The sequence below is a fragment of the Mammaliicoccus sp. H-M34 genome (assembly GCF_022386495.1).
GTDB lineage: Bacteria > Bacillota > Bacilli > Staphylococcales > Staphylococcaceae > Mammaliicoccus > Mammaliicoccus fleurettii.
In genome coordinates, this window is the sequence record NZ_JAJNIK010000005.1 from 14,222 (window position 1) to 35,834 (window position 21,613).

17 protein-coding genes are annotated in these 21,613 nt (G+C 30.6%); 5 read left to right on the forward strand and 12 right to left on the reverse strand.

What is annotated here, in order from left to right:
- Positions 1 to 78: 78 nt before the first annotated feature.
- A complete protein-coding gene (locus LQ608_RS07925) occupies positions 79 to 1,119 on the forward strand; it encodes an NAD(P)-dependent alcohol dehydrogenase (protein ID WP_078357236.1) in 1,041 nt (346 codons plus the stop codon).
- 210 nt (positions 1,120 to 1,329) lie between these two features.
- Entirely contained in the window at positions 1,330 to 2,310 is a 981-nt protein-coding gene (locus tag LQ608_RS07930; RefSeq protein WP_239751138.1) for a tRNA dihydrouridine synthase, read from the forward strand.
- 99 nt (positions 2,311 to 2,409) lie between these two features.
- On the opposite strand, the gene cstB is transcribed toward LQ608_RS07930, so the two are convergent.
- Both cstB and LQ608_RS07940 read right to left on the reverse strand, forming a co-directional pair.
- Positions 2,410 to 3,744 carry a persulfide dioxygenase-sulfurtransferase CstB gene (cstB, locus tag LQ608_RS07935; protein WP_239751139.1) on the reverse strand — a complete coding sequence of 445 codons (1,335 nt, stop codon included), beginning with the start codon at positions 3,742 to 3,744 and terminating at the stop codon, positions 2,410 to 2,412.
- A 30-nt stretch (positions 3,745 to 3,774) separates the two neighbouring features.
- On the reverse strand, positions 3,775 to 4,842 hold the full coding sequence (locus LQ608_RS07940; protein WP_239751141.1) for a DsrE/DsrF/DrsH-like family protein: 1,068 nt from the start codon (positions 4,840 to 4,842) through the stop codon (positions 3,775 to 3,777).
- A 136-nt stretch (positions 4,843 to 4,978) separates the two neighbouring features.
- On the opposite strand from LQ608_RS07940, the gene cstR reads away from it, so the two are divergent.
- The 3 genes from cstR (at position 4,979) to LQ608_RS07955 (ending at position 7,319) form a co-directional block, all read left to right on the forward strand.
- Complete coding sequence (gene cstR, locus LQ608_RS07945) at positions 4,979 to 5,239, forward strand: persulfide-sensing transcriptional repressor CstR (RefSeq protein WP_239751143.1); 261 nt, start codon at positions 4,979 to 4,981, stop codon at positions 5,237 to 5,239.
- Positions 5,239 to 5,994, forward strand: a complete 756-nt coding sequence (locus LQ608_RS07950) for a sulfite exporter TauE/SafE family protein (protein WP_239751145.1) — start codon at positions 5,239 to 5,241, stop codon at positions 5,992 to 5,994. The genes cstR and LQ608_RS07950 overlap by 1 nt, the downstream gene beginning before the upstream one ends.
- Before the next feature lie 392 nt (positions 5,995 to 6,386).
- On the forward strand, positions 6,387 to 7,319 hold the full coding sequence (locus LQ608_RS07955; protein ID WP_239751147.1) for a M23 family metallopeptidase: 933 nt from the start codon (positions 6,387 to 6,389) through the stop codon (positions 7,317 to 7,319).
- Positions 7,320 to 7,408: 89 nt separating this feature from the next.
- Here LQ608_RS07955 and LQ608_RS07960 read toward each other — a convergent pair whose 3' ends face one another.
- The 10 genes from LQ608_RS07960 to LQ608_RS08000 all read right to left on the reverse strand — a co-directional run bounded on the left by LQ608_RS07960 (position 7,409) and on the right by LQ608_RS08000 (position 21,591).
- The gene (locus LQ608_RS07960; protein ID WP_239751149.1) at positions 7,409 to 8,290 is read right to left on the reverse strand and encodes an alpha/beta hydrolase; all 882 of its coding nucleotides are present in this window, start codon (positions 8,288 to 8,290) and stop codon (positions 7,409 to 7,411) included.
- A gap of 101 nt (positions 8,291 to 8,391) precedes the next feature.
- Positions 8,392 to 9,948, reverse strand: coding sequence for an MFS transporter (locus LQ608_RS07965; protein WP_239751151.1), 1,557 nt, complete (start codon positions 9,946 to 9,948; stop codon positions 8,392 to 8,394).
- Between the two features lie 148 nt (positions 9,949 to 10,096).
- Positions 10,097 to 11,275, reverse strand: coding sequence for an FtsW/RodA/SpoVE family cell cycle protein (locus tag LQ608_RS07970; protein WP_239751153.1), 1,179 nt, complete (start codon positions 11,273 to 11,275; stop codon positions 10,097 to 10,099).
- A gap of 325 nt (positions 11,276 to 11,600) precedes the next feature.
- Positions 11,601 to 11,681, reverse strand: a complete 81-nt coding sequence (locus tag LQ608_RS12545; RefSeq protein WP_481817132.1) for a helix-turn-helix domain-containing protein — start codon at positions 11,679 to 11,681, stop codon at positions 11,601 to 11,603.
- 242 nt (positions 11,682 to 11,923) lie between these two features.
- The gene (locus LQ608_RS07975; protein WP_239751154.1) at positions 11,924 to 15,277 is read right to left on the reverse strand and encodes a DEAD/DEAH box helicase family protein; all 3,354 of its coding nucleotides are present in this window, start codon (positions 15,275 to 15,277) and stop codon (positions 11,924 to 11,926) included.
- A gap of 35 nt (positions 15,278 to 15,312) precedes the next feature.
- A complete protein-coding gene (locus LQ608_RS07980) occupies positions 15,313 to 16,401 on the reverse strand; it encodes a restriction endonuclease subunit S (RefSeq protein ID WP_239751157.1) in 1,089 nt (362 codons plus the stop codon).
- Entirely contained in the window at positions 16,388 to 17,857 is a 1,470-nt protein-coding gene (locus LQ608_RS07985; RefSeq protein WP_239751159.1) for a type I restriction-modification system subunit M, read from the reverse strand. The genes LQ608_RS07980 and LQ608_RS07985 overlap by 14 nt, the downstream gene beginning before the upstream one ends.
- Positions 17,858 to 17,879: 22 nt before the next feature.
- Positions 17,880 to 19,982 (reverse strand): AAA family ATPase, encoded by a 2,103-nt coding sequence (locus LQ608_RS07990; RefSeq protein WP_239751161.1) that lies wholly within the window; start codon positions 19,980 to 19,982, stop codon positions 17,880 to 17,882.
- A 51-nt stretch (positions 19,983 to 20,033) separates the two neighbouring features.
- A complete protein-coding gene (gene rlmH / locus LQ608_RS07995; protein WP_239734614.1) occupies positions 20,034 to 20,513 on the reverse strand; it encodes a 23S rRNA (pseudouridine(1915)-N(3))-methyltransferase RlmH in 480 nt (159 codons plus the stop codon).
- A gap of 295 nt (positions 20,514 to 20,808) precedes the next feature.
- Positions 20,809 to 21,591 (reverse strand): MBL fold metallo-hydrolase, encoded by a 783-nt coding sequence (locus LQ608_RS08000; RefSeq protein ID WP_239751300.1) that lies wholly within the window; start codon positions 21,589 to 21,591, stop codon positions 20,809 to 20,811.
- Between the last annotated feature and the right edge of the window lie 22 nt (positions 21,592 to 21,613).

Below are 21,613 nucleotides of genomic sequence, written 5' to 3' on the forward strand. Positions count from 1 at the left end.
ATACTCAGGGGTCTATTATGTACAATGAAGAATATTAATAATGATATTCTATCACATTAGTAAGAGAGGAATTAATTTATGATGAATGCTAAAGCAAGAGCTGTAAACAGTCCGGATTCCAATTTTTACGCTACAGAAATCACAAGACGTGATCTTGATAAACATGATATTTTAATAGAAATTAAATACGCAGGAATATGTCATTCAGATATTCACACTGCACATGGAGAATGGGGTCCTGTTAACTACCCATTAGTACCGGGTCATGAAATCGCTGGTATTGTTAAAGAAATCGGTTCTGATGTAAGTAAATATCAAATCGATGACCGTGTCGGTGTTGGTTGCATGGTAGACTCTTGTGGTGAATGTGAACATTGTCAAAATGGCGAAGAACAGTACTGCTTAAAAGGAAACGTTGGAACATATGCAGGTACGGATAGATATGGTGAACCAACTCAAGGCGGCTACTCAACACATATAGTCGTACATGAAGATTTTGTACTACGCATTCCTGATAATATTGGTTTAGACGCCGCTGCACCATTACTTTGTGCTGGTATTACGACGTATTCACCTTTAAATCACTGGAAAGCATATGAAGGTAAAAATGTAGCTGTTATCGGTATGGGTGGACTTGGACACATGGCTGTTCAAATTGCACATGCTATGGGTGCTGAAGTAACAGTATTATCACGAACATTAAATAAAAAAGAAGACGGCTTGAAATTAGGTGCTTCTCATTATTATGCAACAAGTGATGAAGCAACATTTGAACAACTTACAAGCTCATTTGATTTAATTATTAATACAGTAAGTGCTAATTTAAAAATAGATGATTACCTTAAATTGTTAGCATTAGACGGTACAATCGTTAACGTTGGTGCTCCAGCAGAGCCTATATCATTACGAGTTGCAAATTTAATAGGACATCGTAGATCATTTGCAGGTTCAGCAATTGGTGGTATTAGAGAAACACAAGAAATGTTAGATTTCTGTTCAAAACACAACATTGAACCACAAATCGAATTAATTTCGGCTGATCAAATTGATGAAGCGTATGATAGAGTATTATCTTCAGATGTTAAATATCGTTTCGTTATTGATACAAGTACAATGTAATATTTTTAAAAATGGTGTCCATAATATATGGGCATTATTTTTTATAAATAAAATGATTAAAATACATTTATTCTTATTGTTTAGCTAAAAACATCTCTTCATTTTAGTATGTGACTGGTCAACATCCTTTTGTGTAAATTGAAAATTTGTGGTAATATCATCATGGACAAAAAGTCGAGATATTAATAGAAAAGAAGGTTTAAATATATTATGAAAGAAAATTTTTGGAGTGAATTACCACGTCCATTTTTTATATTGGCACCTATGGAAGATGTAACTGATATCGTCTTTCGTCATGTTGTCAGTGAAGCTGCTAGGCCAGATGTGTTTTTCACTGAATTTACAAATACTGAAAGCTTTTGTCACCCTGAAGGTATACACAGTGTTCGTGGTCGCTTAACTTTTAGTGAAGATGAACAGCCTATTGTCGCTCATATATGGGGAGACAAACCTGAGCATTTCCGAGAAATGAGTATCGGTATGGCAGAGATGGGCTTTAAAGGTATTGATTTGAATATGGGTTGTCCTGTAGCTAATGTTGCTGGCAAAGGTAAAGGGTCTGGCTTGATTCTACGACCTGAAACTGCAGCTGAAATAATTCAAGCAGCTAAAGCGGGTGGTCTACCGGTAAGTGTTAAAACACGCCTCGGTTACTATAAAATAGAAGAGTGGAAAGATTGGTTAAAACACGTCTTTGAACAAGACATAGCAAACTTATCTATACACTTACGTACGCGTAAAGAAATGAGTAATGTAGACGCACACTGGGAATTAATCGAAGAAGTCAAAAATTTGCGCGACGAGATCGCACCAAATACATTGCTAACGATAAACGGTGATATACCAGATAGAAAAACAGGTCTTGAACTTGCAACAAAATATGGCATTGATGGTGTAATGATTGGAAGAGGTATTTTTCATAATCCCTTTGCCTTTGAAAAAGAACCACGTGAACATTCGAGTAAAGAATTATTAGATCTGTTGAGATTACACTTAACATTGTTCGAAAAATACTCTACAAATGAAGCTAAACAATTTAAAAGTTTACGCAGATTCTTTAAAATCTATGTACGTGGCATGAGAGGTGCTGGCGAACTGCGCAATCAATTGATGAATACAAACACAGCAGACGAAGTTCGTGCATTACTCGATGAATTCGAAGCCCAAATGGACACTGAAATACAATCTTAAATTTTAATAAAAAATAAGCATATCACTGCATAACTGAAAAATCAGTTGAGTGATATGCTTATTTGTTTTGAGTTAGGACTCATTTCCCTCTTTATTAAATTACTTTAATGATTCTGGAAATTTTTGATATCCTTCTCTAACATTTACAATATTTTTAAAGCCTTTATATTCTAAGATCCCTACTGCTATTGTACTTCTGACTCCCGACTGACAATGGACATATAATTTTTCTTCTTTATTAAATGGAATATTGTCATTTAATAATTTACCATGTGGTATGTTCACTGCTTGCTCTAAATGACCATTATTCCATTCTTCATCATTACGTACGTCTAGTACATTTACTTCTTTACCTGTTATATCGGCGCTGTGAATGGATGTTGTTAAAACTTCTGATTTTGGTAAACGATATCCTTCTACTTTATCAAAACCAATTAATTGCAGTGTATGTGTTGCTTGCTCTACTGTATCTTTATCGCCGATTAAATCTATACCTTTTTCAAAATCTAAATACCAACCGATTTGATTAATAAAATTTTTGTTGAAAGGAATATTAATCGTTCCATGTGTATGGCCACCGTGAAAAGCTTCTTTATCGCGCAAATCAAATGCTATTCTTTCATTATTTACACTATGAAAAACATTGTAAGGTTCGTACAAATTCATACCGATTTGATTAATTTTTTTCATCTGTGCGAAATGGTGTGGTGGTGCTGGTTGATTGGATGTCAATGTTTCAATAAATGTGTTTTCATCAGTTTCATTAAAAGCCCAGTTATTTATTTTTTCATATCCTAGCGTAGACATTGGTACTGCGCCTAATGCTTTGCCGCAAGGACTTCCTGCACCATGACCTGGCCAAATTTGAATATAGTCTGGTAAATCTTTAATACTTTTTATAGATTGATACATTTTTTTTGCACTAATTATTGTAGAACCTTCTATTTGAACTGATTTCTCTAATAAGTCAGGTCTACCGATATCACCAACAAAAATAAAGTCACCACTAAATAGGCCCATTGGAACGCTTGCTCCGCCACCCTCATCTGTAAGTAAGAAACTAATACTTTCAGGGGTATGACCAGGGGTATGCAATACTTCTAATTTAATATTACCTACACGAATAATATCTTTATGTTTAACAAAATGTGTTTGTTCTGGCATATTTTTATAACTTAGTTGATCATCTCCTTCAGCAGACACATATATATGTGCTTTTAAACGTTCTGCAACATCTCGAATACCAGAAGCAAAATCTGCATGAATATGTGTTTCTGTAGCTTTTGTAATTGTAAAACCTTCTGCATCTGCAACTTCTATATATTTCGTTAAATCACGAACAGGATCAATGATTAGTGCTTCTCCTGTACGTTGGCAGCCAACTAAATAAGATGCTTGTGATAAATTATTATCGTAAAATTGTTTGAAAAACATTATGAAAACTCCTTATATTAATAAATTTAATTAAATAAACAAATTATGACTCGCGTTTACAGTATCGCCTATATAAGTACCTACTCCTCCGTACTCAACTTCATCTCTTAATTCTTCTTTTTGAATTCCCATAACATCCATACTCATCGTACATGCGATTAATTTGATATCTTGATCAATTGCTTGGTCTATAAGTGATGGTAAAGAATCAACATTTTTCTTTTTCATTACGTAACGCATCATGATATTTCCTAAACCGAACATATTCATTTTAGAAATTGGCATTTTCAAAGGTGTTTTCGGCAACATAAAATCAAACATTTTTGCGATACCTTTCTTTTTAACTTTACGTACTTGATCTTTTTTCAATGCGTTAAGCCCCCAAAAAGTAAAGAAGATCGTTACATTTCTTCCTGAAGCTTTAGCACCGTTAGCAATAATCAATGCTGCTATTGCTTTATCCAACTCACCACTAAATAGTACGATTGTAGTACCATTTGAAGTATGACTTACCTCTAATTCTTTAGGCTTTTCTTTTTGAATAATTGCTCTAATGCTATTGTTGCTTTCATCGAGCTTTACTAAAGTATGTCCGGTTTGTTTTGCCCAGCTCTTAATATCACTAAGGAATCCAATATCTGTTACCATAACTTCAATTTGGTCACCTTCTTCAATATTTTTCATTTCTTTGCTGATGTTTACAATAGGACCTGGACATTGTAAATTACTATAATTAAATTTTTTACGATTATCCTTAATATTTATAATTCTATTGCTTTCAAACACACTATCATCGAAGTTTTTTTCTTCAAAAGCTTTATAACCGCCGTCTAAATTCACAACGTCATAACCTTGTTCAGCTAAATATTTACTAGCCTGACCACTTCTGTTACCACTTTTACAGTATATGTAGTATGTTTCATTTTGGGCTTTATTGAATGATTCAATCTTATCTAAAGGATGTAATATAGCACCATTTATATGTCCTATCTCATATTCTTCTTGTGTCCTTACGTCAATCAGTAAACCTTGTGAACCCAATTTTTCTAGTTCTAGTTTGTTTAAATTGTTGATATGCTCTTCATTATATTTTTTCATAATATCCTCCTATAAATACCTATAGGGGTATACTAAAACATTATGCACGCCTTGTCAAATACCCCACATGGTATTTGACATATTTGTTTTTATCCATTATTATGACTTTATTCAATTAAAAGCGGAGGACAAATCTATGAAGTATGATAAAAAAATGATCAATCGTATTAACAGGATACAAGGTCAATTAAATGGTGTCGTTAAAATGATGGAAGAAGAAAAGCACTGCAAAGACGTAGTAACTCAACTTAGTGCTTCTAAAAGTTCATTACAACGTTTAATGGGTATTATTATTAGTGAAAATTTAATAGAATGTGTAAAATCAGTTGATGAAAACGATGAAGATTCTCAAGAAATAATTAATGAAGCTATCAACTTATTAGTAAAAAGTAAATAGTGGACATTTTAACTGTTATTATCATATTACTCATTGGGATACTCGGAGGATTTATATCAGGACTAGTAGGCATTGGTGGTGCTATCGTCATTTATCCGGCTATTTTATTAATACCACCCTTACTTGGCGCACCTTCATATAGTGCGTACATAGCATCAGGACTAACTTCTAGCCAAGTATTTTTCAGTACTTTAAGCGGTTCATTGAAAGCACGAAAAAAACCAGAATTCTCACCAAAATTAGTGTTTTACATGGGTGGAGGAATGATTACGGGGAGTACGATTGGCGCCTTTTTAGCAAATCTCTTTGATGATTCATTTGTAAATATGGTGTATATAATCATTGCTTTACTTGCATTAATATTAATGTTTATTAACGTGAAACCTAATCCAGACCAAACTGCCTTTAATAATCCTTTATTAGCAATAATCGGTCTTTTCGTCGGTATCATTTCGGGTGTAGTTGGCGCAGGTGGGGCCTTTATCATTATTCCTATATTATTAGTTGTCTTTAAATTACCAATGAATACAGTTGTTGCAAATAGTATAATCATTGCTTTTATTTCTTCAATTGGCGCCTTTGTTATTAAACTTTTACAAGGTTACATTCCTCTTGGAGAAGCTTTAATTTTAATAATAGGAAGTATTATTTTCGCGCCCTTAGGTTTAAAATTAGGAGAAAAAGTCCCAAGTATCATACAGAAATGGATTATTAGTATTTTAATCATCGTCGCAATTATTCAACTCATCATTTAAACTACCTCAGTAGTCTTATGAGATTTCTCATAAGACTGCTTTTTTTCATTTATCGATTAAAAATTGTAGAATTTGGTTTTTAAAATATATTTATTTCACCTTATTACAGAATAAAGCCTTAGAAACCAACGTTTATTCCGTTTAAGGCATCTTTTAAAGTGCTTTAGATTTTTTGTTTGTAATACTCAGTTTTAATAAAATCATCACTAAAACCGTGTATATTAGGCGAAATAAGGAGTTAATTTTAATTCAAAAATTCAGACTTCAGTAATAATATTTAAAAAATATTACAACTTTTTAATTAGCAAGTACAAATCGATTACAAGTGTTTATTTTCTCTTAAACGCATGATAAATTGAGCTCTATAGTTTAAAAAAGGAAGGTTTACTAAAATGAAAAAATTATTAACAACTTCAATAGCTACTATTGGAATTTTAACTACGGGTATTGTTCAACATGATGCTCAAGCAGCAGAACAAAATAATGTATCTACACAAAATACTCAAAACTATACAGGTATTGAAAATGGTGTTTATTATACAATAGATAGTAATGGTAATTACCATCACACATTAGATGGCAATTGGAATCAATCTATGTTCGATAATAAAGAGTATAAATCTTATGTAGTAGATGCAAGTGGTATCACACATTATTACTATTTTGAGACAGACAATAATGAAAATTATCCTGCTCAATCAAATGATTCTATTGAACAAAATGGATATCAAGAGAATAATGTAAACGAAGATCAAGCAGCAGAATCAAATCAAGAAGCTAGAAACAATGAAAATGTAGCTACTTCAACGACTTCTAATGCGACTAATAACAATCAAGAAACTACACAATATAACAATAACGCATCTCAAGACCAAGCAACTTATAACAATTCTAAAGCAAGTTCTAATGAAGGTGAAGGCAATGCAGAAGCTTCATCAAATTGGTTAACTAAAAATAAAAAATTACAAGAATACGGTCAATATCATGGCGGCGGTGCACACTATGGCGTAGATTATGCTATGGATGAAAATACACCTGTATACTCACTAGCTGATGGTACTGTAATCCAAAGCGGTTGGAGTAACTATGGTGGCGGTAACCAAGTAACAATTAAAGAAAAAAACAGTGACTATTACCAATGGTACATGCACATGAATAAATTAAATGTACAAAAAGGTGACGAAGTTAAAGCAGGTCAACAAATTGGTCAATCAGGAAGTACAGGTAATTCAACTGCACCTCACTTACATTTCCAACGCATGCAAGGTGGCGTAGGTAATGAATATGCAGTTAACCCAGAATCTTACGTTAACAACAATCAATAAGTATTAGAAATGGAAAACACCACGCTTAAAAAAGCGTGGTGTTTTTGTTTGGAATATATGGACAGTTCCGATAGATTGTACTATCCACTTTATCTTTCCCATAAAAATTTAATTATTTCATCAGCTACTTCGCTGTTTTCATGTAATTGACTGTGTTGTGCGTTATGGCCTTCATATTTTGATTCACGGTAACTTTTAGGGCTATTACCGAGTAAATATTTCAACGATTTTGAAGAGCTATTGGATACTCTTCCATCTGAGTGTGTGCCATCTTTTAAATCACCATAAATATTCAGCACTTCTATACGCTTACCTTTATAAATTTCTTTAAGCTTTCGTAATTCAGGATATGGTGGATTCATGCGACTCGGTTTGCCATTAGCGTCTACACTAATTTCATTAACATTTTCATTCATATTTAATACGCCATTAAATGTGCCTGCAATGTTTACTTGTTTATTTAATTTTGGTAGTGATTGATCATCGCCATATGTCAGCATATACGTTGCGAATGACAAATTTCCCATTGAATGTCCTACAAAGTTAAAATTTTTAATGTTATATTCATTTTGTAAACTCGTTAATACATTTTTAATCCACTTAGCATTTACATCAAAATATCCTTGCTTATTATTTTCTAATTCAATTTGTACAATCGGATTAATTGCATCTTTCGCCCATTTTCCTTTAAGTTGAACTTCTCCGTCTTGAGATACATATGCTTTAATTATATTCTTCGTGACACCTTTATCCTTTGCTTCATTTACCATAAATTTTACAGAGTTAGCACTACCTGAATATCCATGTAGAAATAAAGTAGGTGTTTGGTTACTAACAAACTTAGCATGTCCAGTCTGTTTCGTATGTTGCTGTTTATCTGAATGTGTTTGTTGATTTACGTCTAAAAATATAAAGCCAATTATGATAACACAAGCTATTAAACACACGCCTAAAATGAATAATTTCTTCACTTTGAAAACCTCAATTCTAGTATTTAATATGATTATATACGAATATTGAAGTATTCAAAACAATTTAGATATTCTTATTATGATAGTACAGGCTTTGAACATTAATATTTAAATTCTTTTTTAAAGACAATAACAAGTATCAAAATAATCATTGATGCAATTGCTGCTGTCAAAAATACTGGCATATAAGCTAAATGTGTTGCCTCTATAATACCGTTTGTAATAGCGTCTCTCATTGCTTTATTTGGAATCTGATTAATTTGATCTAGTGTCTTAGATATACTACCTGAATCAGGTTGCATTGAATTCATAAATTTATGTGGTATATCCTTTATATTAAAGTGTGCTTGACTTAAGTTTTCTTTTATTTTAGTTCCCGTTTGACTGAAACCAACCTGTATAAATGTAGCAAATAGTGTTGGTGCAATTGTAATACCTACTTGTCTCGATACGGATAAAGTACCTATAACTGTGCTATTATTTTTACTAGAGTCTGCTGAGCGTGTTGCTAATACCGTCATTGGCGCTCCAATTGTAAAGCCAAATCCTAGTCCTGCAATAATTGAAAATACAAAAAACGCAACGGCTTCATACGTAAAGAGTGCTAAGCCACCATAGCCGATAATACTTACAATACTCGCAACAACTAAGGCAAATATTGGTCCTTTTTTATCTACAATTTTACCGCCCATTGAAGCACCAACTCCTGAAGCTAAAGCAAGTGGTGTCATCCAATAACCACTATTCGCGGCGCTTACGTGTAATACATTTTCAACGAATGATGGAATAAAGATAATAGCACCGATTAACATTCCAGATAATACACCCATGATTAAAGTAATTGAAAATGCTGGTTTTTTTAATAAAAAGTAAGGCAAAAATGAATCTACATTAGAGGATTCGTTTTTATATTCTATTAAAATCATGATGGCATATCCAATAATCGCTAGTATAATCAATCCGATAACTGACAAACTAAATATACTTCCAGTGATGTTCCCAGTTTGAATATTATTAATCGCAAACATCATTAATAAAGTAGAAAATGAGAATAGCATTATTGCATATTTATCAATTTTAGTTCTAACTTTCTCTTGTGTTTCAGGCATTTTGATCATCATAAAGATAACAATCATAATTGCTACTGGCACATTAATTAAGAATAACCAATGCCATGTTCCACTAACATTAATGAGCAAACTACCTATGTTTGGCCCAAGAACTGATGCTATACCATTCATTGCACCAAGACCACCGAGCATGCTTCCTTGTTTTTCTTTTTTATAAGCAGAGATAATATGCGAACTCGCAATTACAAACAAACCCCCGCCACCAAATGATTGAATTAATCGTGCAATGATGAAGAATGTATAATTTGGACTCAGTGCCACAAGTAATGATCCTAACCCGAATAATATCACTTCAACAATAAATACTTTTTTTCGACCAAACATATCAGCAAGTTTACCGGCAATAGGTGTTGATATTGCCATACCTAACGTATAAATCGTAATACCCCATGACCCCATCTGAGCCGTAATTTCAAAAGACTGGTTAATTGTAGTTAATGCTGCACTAATAATCCCGTTATCAAGCGCAGCCATAAATACACCAATCAATAAAAATACTACAACAATATCATATTTTTTCTCTTTCATGTTCATGCCTTCTTTCGTTTATTTGTTCCAAATTTCATATACTTATTTAACACCTATTATATGAACTCATTATGAACAAATTCAATTTGAAAGAAAAATGATATGATAAATATTAAAATTGATATTTTTGTTTGTATATTTTTTGTATTTATATAAACTTCTCTTTCTTAATTTGTCTTATTACTGCTAGCATACTTCCTAGTGCTATACTGATGCTCAGCATGGATGATCCACCATAACTTAATAACGGTAGAGTTACACCTGTTAATGGTATTAGTCCTGATATACCACCTAAGTTTATAAAAATTTGCATAAATAAATAACTTACGACACCAACACAAATAAGTTTGTAAAAATGATTATTCGTTTTATTAGCATAAATCAAACCTCTCGTTATTATAAATCCATAAATAAGTAATATGCATATCACACTAATAAGACCTAACTCTTCAGCAATAACTGTAAATATAAAATCTGTATGAGGTTCAGGTAAATATCCTAATTTTAAAATGCCATTTCCTAATCCACGGCCGAACACTCCACCATTACTGATGGATATCAGAGCATTAGTTAACTGATACCCATCGCCATTTTCATACTTAAAAGGGTTTAAAACTACTTTTATACGCTTCATCCTATATAGATTGTTAGAATCAAAAACCAATGTATAAAATACATATAGCACTATAGGTACTGAAGTTATAGAGAATATCTGCAATTTAATTTTATTTTTAATATCAGAATATATTAAAATAGAGGCAATAATTGCCAATGTTAGCAATGTTCCACCTAAATCTCCTTGCATTAATACAAGTACTAAACCTAAACCTAATATAGATAATGGTGGAACCAAATTTTTCAATTGATAACTTCGCCTATTTGTTAGAAGTTTATCTAATATAAATGCAAGATAAAAAATAGCCACTAACTTTAGAAATTCTGATGTTTGAATACTAAATAGCCCTAAGTTAATCCAATTCTTTGAGCCATTGATCTCTTTACCTACTATCAATGTCAGAAATAGTAATGCTATTGTTCCCAAAACAATAAACTTTTGCATATTACTATTTTTAAGTGCGTTGATATTAAAGTACATACAAATAATTAAAAGTAAAATAAATCCTAAAATCACAAAAATATATTGTCTCTTCATAAAAAAATTAGCCTCTACCGGCACTCCATTAGTTAAACTTCCTCTTGAAGCAGCTACCATGCTCGCACTATAAATCATAACCACACCTATAATACTTAGAATTATAAAACAAGACATAATACCTAAATCTAAATACTTCATGCGAATTCTAATGCTTCTTATTATTTTTAACATTATTTTACCCTTTCTTAAAAATCTCTTAACAATTGTCACACATTTTTTGTTTGTTGACAAATTATTTTAGGTTGGCCTAAAAATAATTTGGTGAGAAGTGTTAAAAATTAGTAGAAAGGATGATGAATAACGCAAACTCAAACAATTCATTTTTTTCAAAATAATATTAAAGGCTCCCTAATTCACTAAGAATTTAGGAGCCTTTTTATTTATTACAAAAACAATTAATATAATAAGTATTTTTTACACATTTAAATTACCACTGTCTTTGATGTCATTCTTTTTAATTGCAATATAACTTTTAATTTTAGAAGTAAGGAGTATTTTAACTCTTCTCATTCACAATAATATCACCTGGTTGGCAATCTAAATAATCACATATTGATTTATAAAAAATACAATTAATTAAGTTATATTTTTAAGTCAGACTTCTAGAGTGGTCATTAAAATTTAATAGTAGTTTCTAGATTATACACCTTTCAATTTTTGAATCTATTTGAAAAGTACATGAGAGTGTAGTCTCCTATAACTATAAACTTTTTCATGTGAACACCACCTATTAATCACCGTATTAACAAGTGGTGTTTTAATAATCATCACATCGATGATTGTACCTATCTATTTTCAAATTAAACTAAATATACTTATCTAAGTTATATTTTTCATATTTGATTCATTAACTTTCGTATTTTTGTTAATATAATCAATTATCTCAATAATTTTTTGCGCATCATCTTGATTATCTTCAAATAATTTTGTAATGCTACCATATTTCCTAAATGGATCTCTTTGTAATTCTTTTTTATCCAATATGCCGTTCTGAGAAATATAATCAATAATCTTTTTCACGAAGTCAATTTGATGTGAATTCAATCTTCCTTCTGTTAAAAATTCAGAAAAAGCATAATTTACTGCCTGTTTATCTAAGCCTACAATTTCTCTGACTAAAACAGTAATTGGTTTTTCTGGATAATTTTTTTCATATTGCTCTTTAGATCCTAGTTCTCTCCATAACACTTCTTCTAGCAATTCTATATCTTTATTTGTCAGAGGCTTATTATGATATAGTTTATACACTACAACGTGATCTTTATGTTCTTTTATATAATGGTTAACTTTTTCCTTATAACTTTTAAGGTCATTCACATCAAAAATAGGTTCTCCAGATATTTGTTCTATTACTTCGTCTTCAAAGTTTGTATAATAAATCTTTCTCTTTTCTTTTTCTATAAATTTAATTAACTCTCGTAAAGCATCTCTCACGTCTTCCAAACTCTTAATTGAAGGATTATCCCAAAATTCCTTCTCTTGAACATCTATTATTAATTGTGAATGTTTTTTGACTTGGGGAATTGTACCTAATTTAGATAATTCTTTTGCTGTTCTCATTACTTTTTTAATTGGAGCAGATGCATTATTTGAAGCTAAAACTGCAAGTTCAATTGTTAATATTAACAAGTCAAATCGTTTAGCTAACTCCTCTTCTTCTTTTGCTTCAATTAATGGTGTAACACGATCTTTTATTTCATTAGTTTCAAGAACAGCTAAAGCATTCCAATTATCTTTATTTCGATATTTATCTACATACTGAATATTTTGCTTAACTCTAAAACTTTCTTGATTTAAAGAGTTTACTTCTCTGCTCAAATCATTTATGAGTGATTTTCTATAAGTTTGTAAATGTTCTTTTTGATATTTTAAATCTTGTAGTTCTCGAACAATATCTAAACGCATATTATAAATGCGTTGCGTTAAATTTAATCCTATTGTAGATTCCACACCAATGGGATTCACTCTGAAAAACTCAAAATTGTTCAACCAATCAAATATTAAGAACCTCTCTTTATCAATACCTTGTCCATATAAATTTTCGCAAAGTCTTGTACCCCTACCAATCATTTGCCAGAATTTTGTCTTAGAACGTACCTTTTTAAAGAAAACAAGATTTACGACTTCTGGCACATCAATACCGGTATCGAGCATGTCTACAGAAATTGCAACTTGAGGATATTTATCGACTACTGAGAAGTTATCTATTAAGTCTTGATGATAATTTATTGTATTATCGATAACTTCAGCAAAGTGACTTCCTAAATTAGGATACCTCACATCAAATCTTTCCTTGATTGCCATCGCATGTTTGTGGCTTTTGGCAAAGATAATAGTTTTACCTAATTTATCTCCACCTTCAACTTTTAATCCATTCTCTAATAATGATTCAATTACTTTATCGATAGTATTTGCATTAAATAAAAACTCATTTATTTCACTACTATCGATATCTCTTAAATCTTCTTCATCAAACATATCTTCATATTCTTGTTTTTCTTCTTCACTTAATTCATCATAAATTATGCCTTTTTCAAGAAATTTTGTTTTAGATTCTAGTGTATTATATTCAACTAAAAACCCATCATCAACAGCTTGTTTCAATTCGTAAGCATAGGTAGGCACCCCATTTTCTAATTCAAATAACGAATAAGTATTACGATCTACTTCGTCTTTCGGAGTTGCTGTTAACCCTATTAACATACTATCAAAGTAATCGAAGATACTTTGATATTTTTGATAAATACTACGATGTGATTCGTCAATGATTATTAAATCAAAATGACCAACCGTAAATAAACGTTCACCGTCTTTTGATTTTATATTATCAATAGCATTCATCATTGTGGGATACGTTGAAAACACCATACGACTACTTTCAGGATCAGCATTTTTGTCTAAAAGATTGCACATTGATAAATCTGGCAACAACGAATTAAAACTTCTCATTGCTTGTCTAACCAAAGCTGTTCTATCGGCAAGAAAAAGCACGTTTTTCACCCAATTATTTTTTCTCAATACATCTACAATCGAAATAGCAGTACGTGTTTTTCCACTGCCAGTAGCCATTACTAATAAATTTTTTCTCTGTTTATTCATTAAAGCATCACATATATTTGCTATTGCTTCTTTTTGATAATATCTATTTGTAATGTCGTTGTTAATTTCATAATTTATTAGAGGTTTCTTTGTAGTTCGTCTTTGAACTAATAATTCAAGTTCATCTTTAGTATAATATCCAGAAACTTCGCGAGAAGGATAATCATCATGTAATATAAATGTTCTAAAACCATTTGTATAAAATATTACTGGCCTTAATCCTTGTTCTCTTTCTATAGAATTAGCGTATAATACGGCCTGTTGTCTGCCTGCCTCAGGTGTCTTAGTTGTTCTTTTAGCTTCTACTAATCCAATAATTTTACCGTTATCTCCTCGCAATACGTAATCTACATATCCTTTTCCAGATTTATTTGGCATTCCTTGAACTTGATACTCTGCTTGCATATTACGATTAAAGACCCAACCGGCAAGTTTTAAATCTAAATTTATATAAATTTTACGTGTATCCATTTCAGTTGGTGTAGCTACTTCAAAGTCATAAAATTCACTATGTTCATGACGCTGATTAGAAACATCTTTTCTAATTTGATAGTCTTTTTCACGTTGTTCAATTAATGGTTTATCTTTCCTACCCATTGTCACTTCATAATTGATAGTGGATTCAGGCCCAACACTAGATTTAAGTCCGTCTTTTGGAAGAATATTTTCACGAAATTCTCCTGCTGTGTATTTATCTGAATAACAGTAATCAATCCATGAAATAAATTGAAATAAATTGTTTAATGATAATATAGCTTCATCACGCGTAATTTGAACACTAGTATGTGCAGCTGAGTTACCTAATTTAATAATAAATTTAATCATTGGTAATAAATCGCCATCAATAATTTCAATAAATGATCTATTATGGATTAAACTCGATAGATTATCCCGATAAGGAACCTTCACATCGTCATCGAATCGATACACCCACTTTACAGCCAATTCAAGTGCACGACGTGTCAACATCGCACAGGAACTTGGGCTTATCATTAATGATTGCTCTGCTTCCAAACAATTATGTGCAAAATCTTTATATTTTTTCTTTTGTACAATAAAATCAAAGTTTCTCATCTAATTACTCCTTTATTAATTAAATAGACAAATTATTAATTAAATAAATCACCATTAAACGCTTTATGTAGCATTGTTTCATACAATTCTTCACAGTATTTCAAACTTTTTTGACATTGCTTTTTAAGTTTTTCGATTTTTTCAATTTTCTCAGCAAATTCGTTCTGTAAAGATAAAGGAGGAAGATTAAAAGAAAAATTGTTAAGTTGTGCTTTATTTACTTTTGGAATATTAGTTCTTGTGCTATTTTTTTCAATATAATTTAGAAATATATCTTGTCTCAACAAATGACCTATAAAGATTTTATTAGTAAAATCTTCATCAACTACTAGAGGATAAGCATCAGAACTACATAATCCAGAGAAGTTTGGCATAGCAACTTTGTTTAGATAAGGTCGTATTTTGCTATATATAATATGATTCTCATTAAATATATATTTAATACTTTTTAAATTAGAATCTTTTACTTTTTTTAAATTTTTTAATTTCCCAGTTTGTTTTTCTATATTTTCAATACCAACATGAGGGAATTCTGAATAAAATTCGAAGTTCTTTGTACTATTTGTATCTATACTTATTATTTCATTAAACAAAACCAAATTATTACTTGAAATTAATATATCATCAAACATATCAATAAATAAACTTTCTCCTAATTCATCAAATAAATTTACTTGTTGTTGCGTATGAAATAGTGTTTCTTTTGTTAAGTCTACAATTTCAACATATTTTTTTTGTAAATCAATATCCGGTAAAGCAATATTTACATCAGTTAAATTCGATAATTTTATGTATTTTATTACTCCACCAATTGACTGATTACGTAATATTCTAATATATTTACTCATAAAATAATACAAAAATTTAACATCTAAAATACTTTTATCTTTTGTTTGTATTATATATGTTCTTTGATAAGCATCGAACTTACCGTTGTAATATTTTACATTTAAATCTCCATTCCCTGCTACAAGTACACACTCACAATCATATGAATATGAATCTATTCTTAATGGCTTAATTGAACATGTAAAGAAAGGATATTCTCCATTTTCATCACTTGCATTAGCATCAAGCTTTCCAGTACGAATATTCACATAATCGCCAAGTCTAACTGTTTTCATTTAAATAGTCCTCCAATGTTCTAACACTATTTATAATATCATTTTCTGCTTTTTTTATATCTTCTATGATAGAAGATGGTTTACGATATTCTTTTTTCTCGTATTCTATTTCCTTATATTTATTGATAGATAAGTCCCAATCATTCTTTTTAATTTCTTCAAACGATACAAAGAAAGATTTATCAGTACGTTTTCTTTCTAATTCTTTATCAATATTATGATAACGCTCTATAATATCTGGAATATCATTTTCTTTAATTGGTGAACGTTTGTCATCAAGAGAATATCCGTCAGCTTTCATATCATAGAACCACACATTATCCGTCCCACCATCATTAGTCTTTGTAAAAATTAATATTGCCGTGGAAACACCTGCATATGGTTTAAATACACCACTAGGCATTTTTATAATAGCTTCTAATTTATTATCTTCAACAATGGCTTTACGGACATCTTTATGTGCTTTTGATGAACCAAATAGCACACCATCAGGTACTATAACTGCCGCTCGACCTCCCGGTTTTAATATTCTCAAGAATAAGTTGAGAAATAATAATTCTGTTTTCTTTGTTTTAGCTATTGTTAATAAATCATTAGATACAGACTCATAATCTAATGAACCTTTAAATGGAGGATTGGCAAGTACTAAAGTATATTTATCACGCTCAACATTATCTTCAGATAGGGAATCTCGATAAGATATTTGTGGCTCGTCCACACCATGTAACATCATATTCATTGCACCAATGCGTAACATTGTATTATCCATATCATTACCAAAGAACATTGACTTATGGAAATGTTCATTAAGTGAATGAATATTAAATAAGTCATCGTGATGCTTTCTTAAGTATTCACTAGCTTGTACTAAAAAACCTGCAGTTCCCATAGCTGGATCAATAATTGAATCTTCTGGTTTCGGTTGCATTAATTCTACCATCATCTCTATAATTTGACGTGGTGTTCTAAATTGACCATTTGTTCCAGATTGAGCAAGTTTAGAAAGTAAATATTCGTATATATCCCCTTTAGTATCATTATCTTCAGTAGGTAATTCATCAATTATACTTATAATTCGTTGTAATGTAGCAGGTTTATTTATTTGAAATATAGCTTCTTTCATGTACACAGAAAATGCTGATTCCTCTTTACCGCCAAGTGATTTTATAAAAGGAAATGCTTCATTTTGAATAATCGAATATATTTGTTGAGCATCACCTAAATTTTTAAAACTATTCCATCTAATATGTTGTTTATCTCTGGGAAATATACCTATATAATCGTTTATACCCAAAAGTTCGTTATCTTTTTCTTTTTCAAGTTCAGATTCATCAAGACCTTTCATAAAGATTAGATAAGTTAATTGTTCAATGTTAGTTAAAGGATTTGTGCTTCCCTCTGTCCATAGTATCGTCCATATACGATCTATTTTGTTTTTCATTATTCCTGTAATCATACTTATTCTCCTTAATAAAAACTCATTTCCAATAATGATTAAAATGTTCTTCTGCACCTAAATCATAAAATATTCTTTTTACTTTATTCATAAGTTCTACTTCGTTTTTACCATTTAAATCTGCCTCAAAATCATCTATTGAATGAGAATTTACATTAAATAATTTACTGGCCTCAGTATCATTGTAAAACATATCTTCTATTTTATTAAATTTTTGATATGTTTCAAAGATTCTCCTTAAAGGATTTAGCATCATATCTGGCTTTTTATAACTATTAAGCCATTTAACTTCAGACCACAGCGAGTCATAGCTAGTTTTCAAATCATCATCTTTATTGTCTATACGACTAACTTGAGTCTTAACACCATTTTTAATTAAATGATAAGTAGTTTTATCGTAATTAGACTTTGAAGAACCATTCCACCATTGATATCTAGTATTTAAATAAAAATGTACATTATGTGTAAGAATAAATACTTGCCTTTTTCCAATGTTCCTAAGTAATTTTTGAAGTTCAGTGATTATTAAATATTGTACTGTATCATCATTACTATTCATCGGATCATCAAAAATAATTATTGTGTTATCTTTGGTTTCTATATCATTATCTTCTAATTTAGAAATAAACCAAAGAAATGCTACTATATTTTTCTCTCCCGTGCTCAATGTTTCAATATCCCTAGGTACATTATCGTGACCTTTTATGTTATATTGCCCTTTTTGTTCACCTTCTTTTACATTAATTAATGTAAAAGATTGATTTCCTAAATTTATTAAAAACTTATTTATATTCTCTGCGGCCTTACTTTCATCAACTGTTTTGGATATCAATTCTTTCAACTTCTGCTCCTCATTTGATAGTTTATTTTGTTGATTATCAAAATTTTGTTGCATTTCTTTTTCATGGTTTTGAAGTTCATCAAGTTTCTTTTTCATTTCGAAATAATCGTTTTCATTAAGTTCCCTTGATACTTCATTGAGTTTGAGTTTCCTTTGTGCCTCTTTTTTTATTTCTTCTAAATTATCATTAAAGTGTAGATTTTTTGCAAATAAATCATTATTTTTTTGTATTATTCCACTAAAATCAGAAGGAGTATCTATTATCAACTTTTTTAAAGGTAAAAAAATATTCTCTTTTTTTTCTTTAAGTGCTTGAAGCATCAATTCATAATATTTAGTATAATTATCTTTTATATCCATTATTTCTAAATTTAGCTTATCTATTTCAGAATGAAAATTTGGATAAAAGTTGTTACTATCTATTTTTTTGATATTTTCCACTTCTATTTTTTTATTATTAATTTTCAATACTTCATCATCTATCTTTTTTTCTAACCCTTTCATTTCATCATTAAAGTAGCTATTTAACTCTTCCAATCGTCTCTTATTTACTTTTGAACCACAGAAAGCGCATAGTTCTCCTTCTTTATGTAAATACAATCCTTCTTTTACCCAATTCCTCTTTTCTTTTGATTGAAAGTTTAAAACTGCTGACTCTGTAATATTCACTGTAATAATGTGATTTACAGAATCTAAAAAGTCTCCAGCTTTAACATCATTGATATAAGTTCTTTTTATATTATCCATAGTAGTTTGCTTTTCATTTTTTTTTAATTCTATTATTTCTTTATCACTCAAGGAATTAGAAAAATTAATATCTTTTTCAAAATCATTTTTATCATATTTTATACCTGTCCATTCCGAGTGCTCATTTTTTATCCTGCTAGCTGCTTTTTTGTAAAAATTTTCAACTTTTCTTTCTAACTCTCTACTTTTCTCTTTAGATTTTTTTAATTTTGCTAAAGTATTGTCATTGGTTTCGTTTAAATACGTTAAGTCTTCATACAATTTCTTAACTAGTTCATTTTGACTATCAATTTGAGGTTGCAATTCTGAATTTTTATCTCCCAAAGATATTGCGTTTAATTTACCATTTTCTGCAATAACACTTTGAAATCCTTGAAATACAAGAACAGTATGACTTTCTGAATACTGCTTCAGAATTTCATGTGTAATTGAACTTTTTCCAGTTCCATTTTTCCCATAAATAAAGTTTTTTCGTTTCAGATTTGTAAGCCTTACATCTAAAAATCGATCTTGCGGAAGTATAATTTCACTAATCATTTAATCAGTCCTCTCATATCACTATTAAACATTATAACTAATAATTCCCACCTACTTATGATAACTTTCCCCTCGCATTATCTTAAATGCTCTATATACTTGTTCCATCAACACGACTTTCATCATTTGATGTGGGAATGTCATTTTGCTGAATGATAGTGCGTAGTTGCTGCGTTGTAATACTTTGCTATGTAATCCGTTTGATCCGCCGATGATAAATGTGATGTGTGAGTTTCCTCTTGTCATCAGACTATCTATTTCTTTACTGAGTTGTTCGCTTGTGAGCATTTTACCTTGTATTTCCAGGGTAATAACGTAACTGTCTTGTTTGATTTTAGACATGATTCGATCCGCTTCTTTTTCCTTCACGATTTCTATGTCTTTTTCACTCATATTGTCTGGTGCTTTTTCGTCTGCTACTTCGATTAATTCGGTCTTGGTATAAGCACCTAGTCTTTTATTATATTCTTCGACGGCTTGTTTCCAGTATTTCTCTTTTAGTTTACCGACTGTTATGATTGTTATTTTCATCATTATCCACCTTTATTCATTAACTTAAAAGTTATCCACAAGTTATTAACTTATACACAGTTTTATTTCTTATTATATCAACAATCGAAAATTTGTGAATGTTTTCTTAATATTTAGTTGTTTATTTTTATACATTTTGTTGTGATTTATCCACTGAATTATATACATTGTGGACAAATCAGTGGATAACCTGCTTACTTATACACAGATTGTGGACAGTTGTGTATAACTGTGGGTATATATGTGCACAAACTAAAAAGATATCCCCAATTCTGAAATTGAGGATATCTTTTGTTTATATATAATATATTGGTGTTGCTTTTTCTTTATCTGTGTCACACAATATGACTTCTTTATTTGTATCTATATCATTTTCATTTAATACTTGTCCTACGCTCATTCTTGCTAAGTCTTTCATGTTGTTATCTAGACTTAAGTGAGATAGATAAATACGCTTCGTACTTCCTGTTATAACATCACACATAGCATGTGCTGCATCTTCGTTTGATACGTGACCCATATCACTTAATATACGTTGTTTGGTCTTCCATGGGTATCTACCCATTCTTAACATATCTACATCGTGATTGCTTTCAAATACAAATGCATCACTTCCATGTATCATACCTTTCATTCTGTCTGATACATATCCTGTATCTGTAATCATTGTTAATTTCTTATAGTCATGATTAAAGATGTAGAATTGTGGATCTATTGCATCATGTGACACACTGAATGATTCAATATCAATACCTGCTAATGTCTTTGTTTCATATGGTTCAAAGTTGAACTTTTGATCAAGTGGTATATTTTTATCTTTATCATCTATCATTTGCCAAGTCTTCTTGTTGGCATAGATAGGTAATTTATACTTTCTTGCAAGCACACCTAATCCTTTTATGTGATCGATATGTTCGTGGGTTACTAAGATGCCTTCTAAGTCGCTGATATTACGGTCTATTTGTTGAAACAGGCCTTCTAATTTTTTACCTGTTAATCCAGCGTCTACGAGTAGGCTTCCATTATCTGATTCTATATAAGTGGCATTTCCTGTACTGCCACTTGCGAGTACGCTCATTGCGATCACAAGTGTTCATCTC

Coding starts and splice junctions, on each gene's coding strand:
- LQ608_RS07925 (WP_078357236.1), top strand. CDS start 79: ATGATGAATGCTAAAGCAAGAGCTGTAAACAGTCCGGATTCCAATTTT.
- LQ608_RS07930 (WP_239751138.1), top strand. CDS start 1,330: ATGAAAGAAAATTTTTGGAGTGAATTACCACGTCCATTTTTTATATTG.
- cstB (WP_239751139.1), bottom strand. CDS start 3,744: ATGTTTTTCAAACAATTTTACGATAATAATTTATCACAAGCATCTTAT.
- LQ608_RS07940 (WP_239751141.1), bottom strand. CDS start 4,842: ATGAAAAAATATAATGAAGAGCATATCAACAATTTAAACAAACTAGAA.
- cstR (WP_239751143.1), top strand. CDS start 4,979: ATGAAGTATGATAAAAAAATGATCAATCGTATTAACAGGATACAAGGT.
- LQ608_RS07955 (WP_239751147.1), top strand. CDS start 6,387: ATGAAAAAATTATTAACAACTTCAATAGCTACTATTGGAATTTTAACT.
- LQ608_RS07965 (WP_239751151.1), bottom strand. CDS start 9,948: ATGAAAGAGAAAAAATATGATATTGTTGTAGTATTTTTATTGATTGGT.
- LQ608_RS07970 (WP_239751153.1), bottom strand. CDS start 11,275: ATGTTAAAAATAATAAGAAGCATTAGAATTCGCATGAAGTATTTAGAT.
- LQ608_RS07975 (WP_239751154.1), bottom strand. CDS start 15,277: ATGAGAAACTTTGATTTTATTGTACAAAAGAAAAAATATAAAGATTTT.
- LQ608_RS07980 (WP_239751157.1), bottom strand. CDS start 16,401: ATGAAAACAGTTAGACTTGGCGATTATGTGAATATTCGTACTGGAAAG.
- LQ608_RS07985 (WP_239751159.1), bottom strand. CDS start 17,857: ATGATTACAGGAATAATGAAAAACAAAATAGATCGTATATGGACGATA.
- LQ608_RS07990 (WP_239751161.1), bottom strand. CDS start 19,982: ATGATTAGTGAAATTATACTTCCGCAAGATCGATTTTTAGATGTAAGG.
- rlmH (WP_239734614.1), bottom strand. CDS start 20,513: ATGAAAATAACAATCATAACAGTCGGTAAACTAAAAGAGAAATACTGG.
- LQ608_RS08000 (WP_239751300.1), bottom strand. CDS start 21,591: ATGAGCGTACTCGCAAGTGGCAGTACAGGAAATGCCACTTATATAGAA.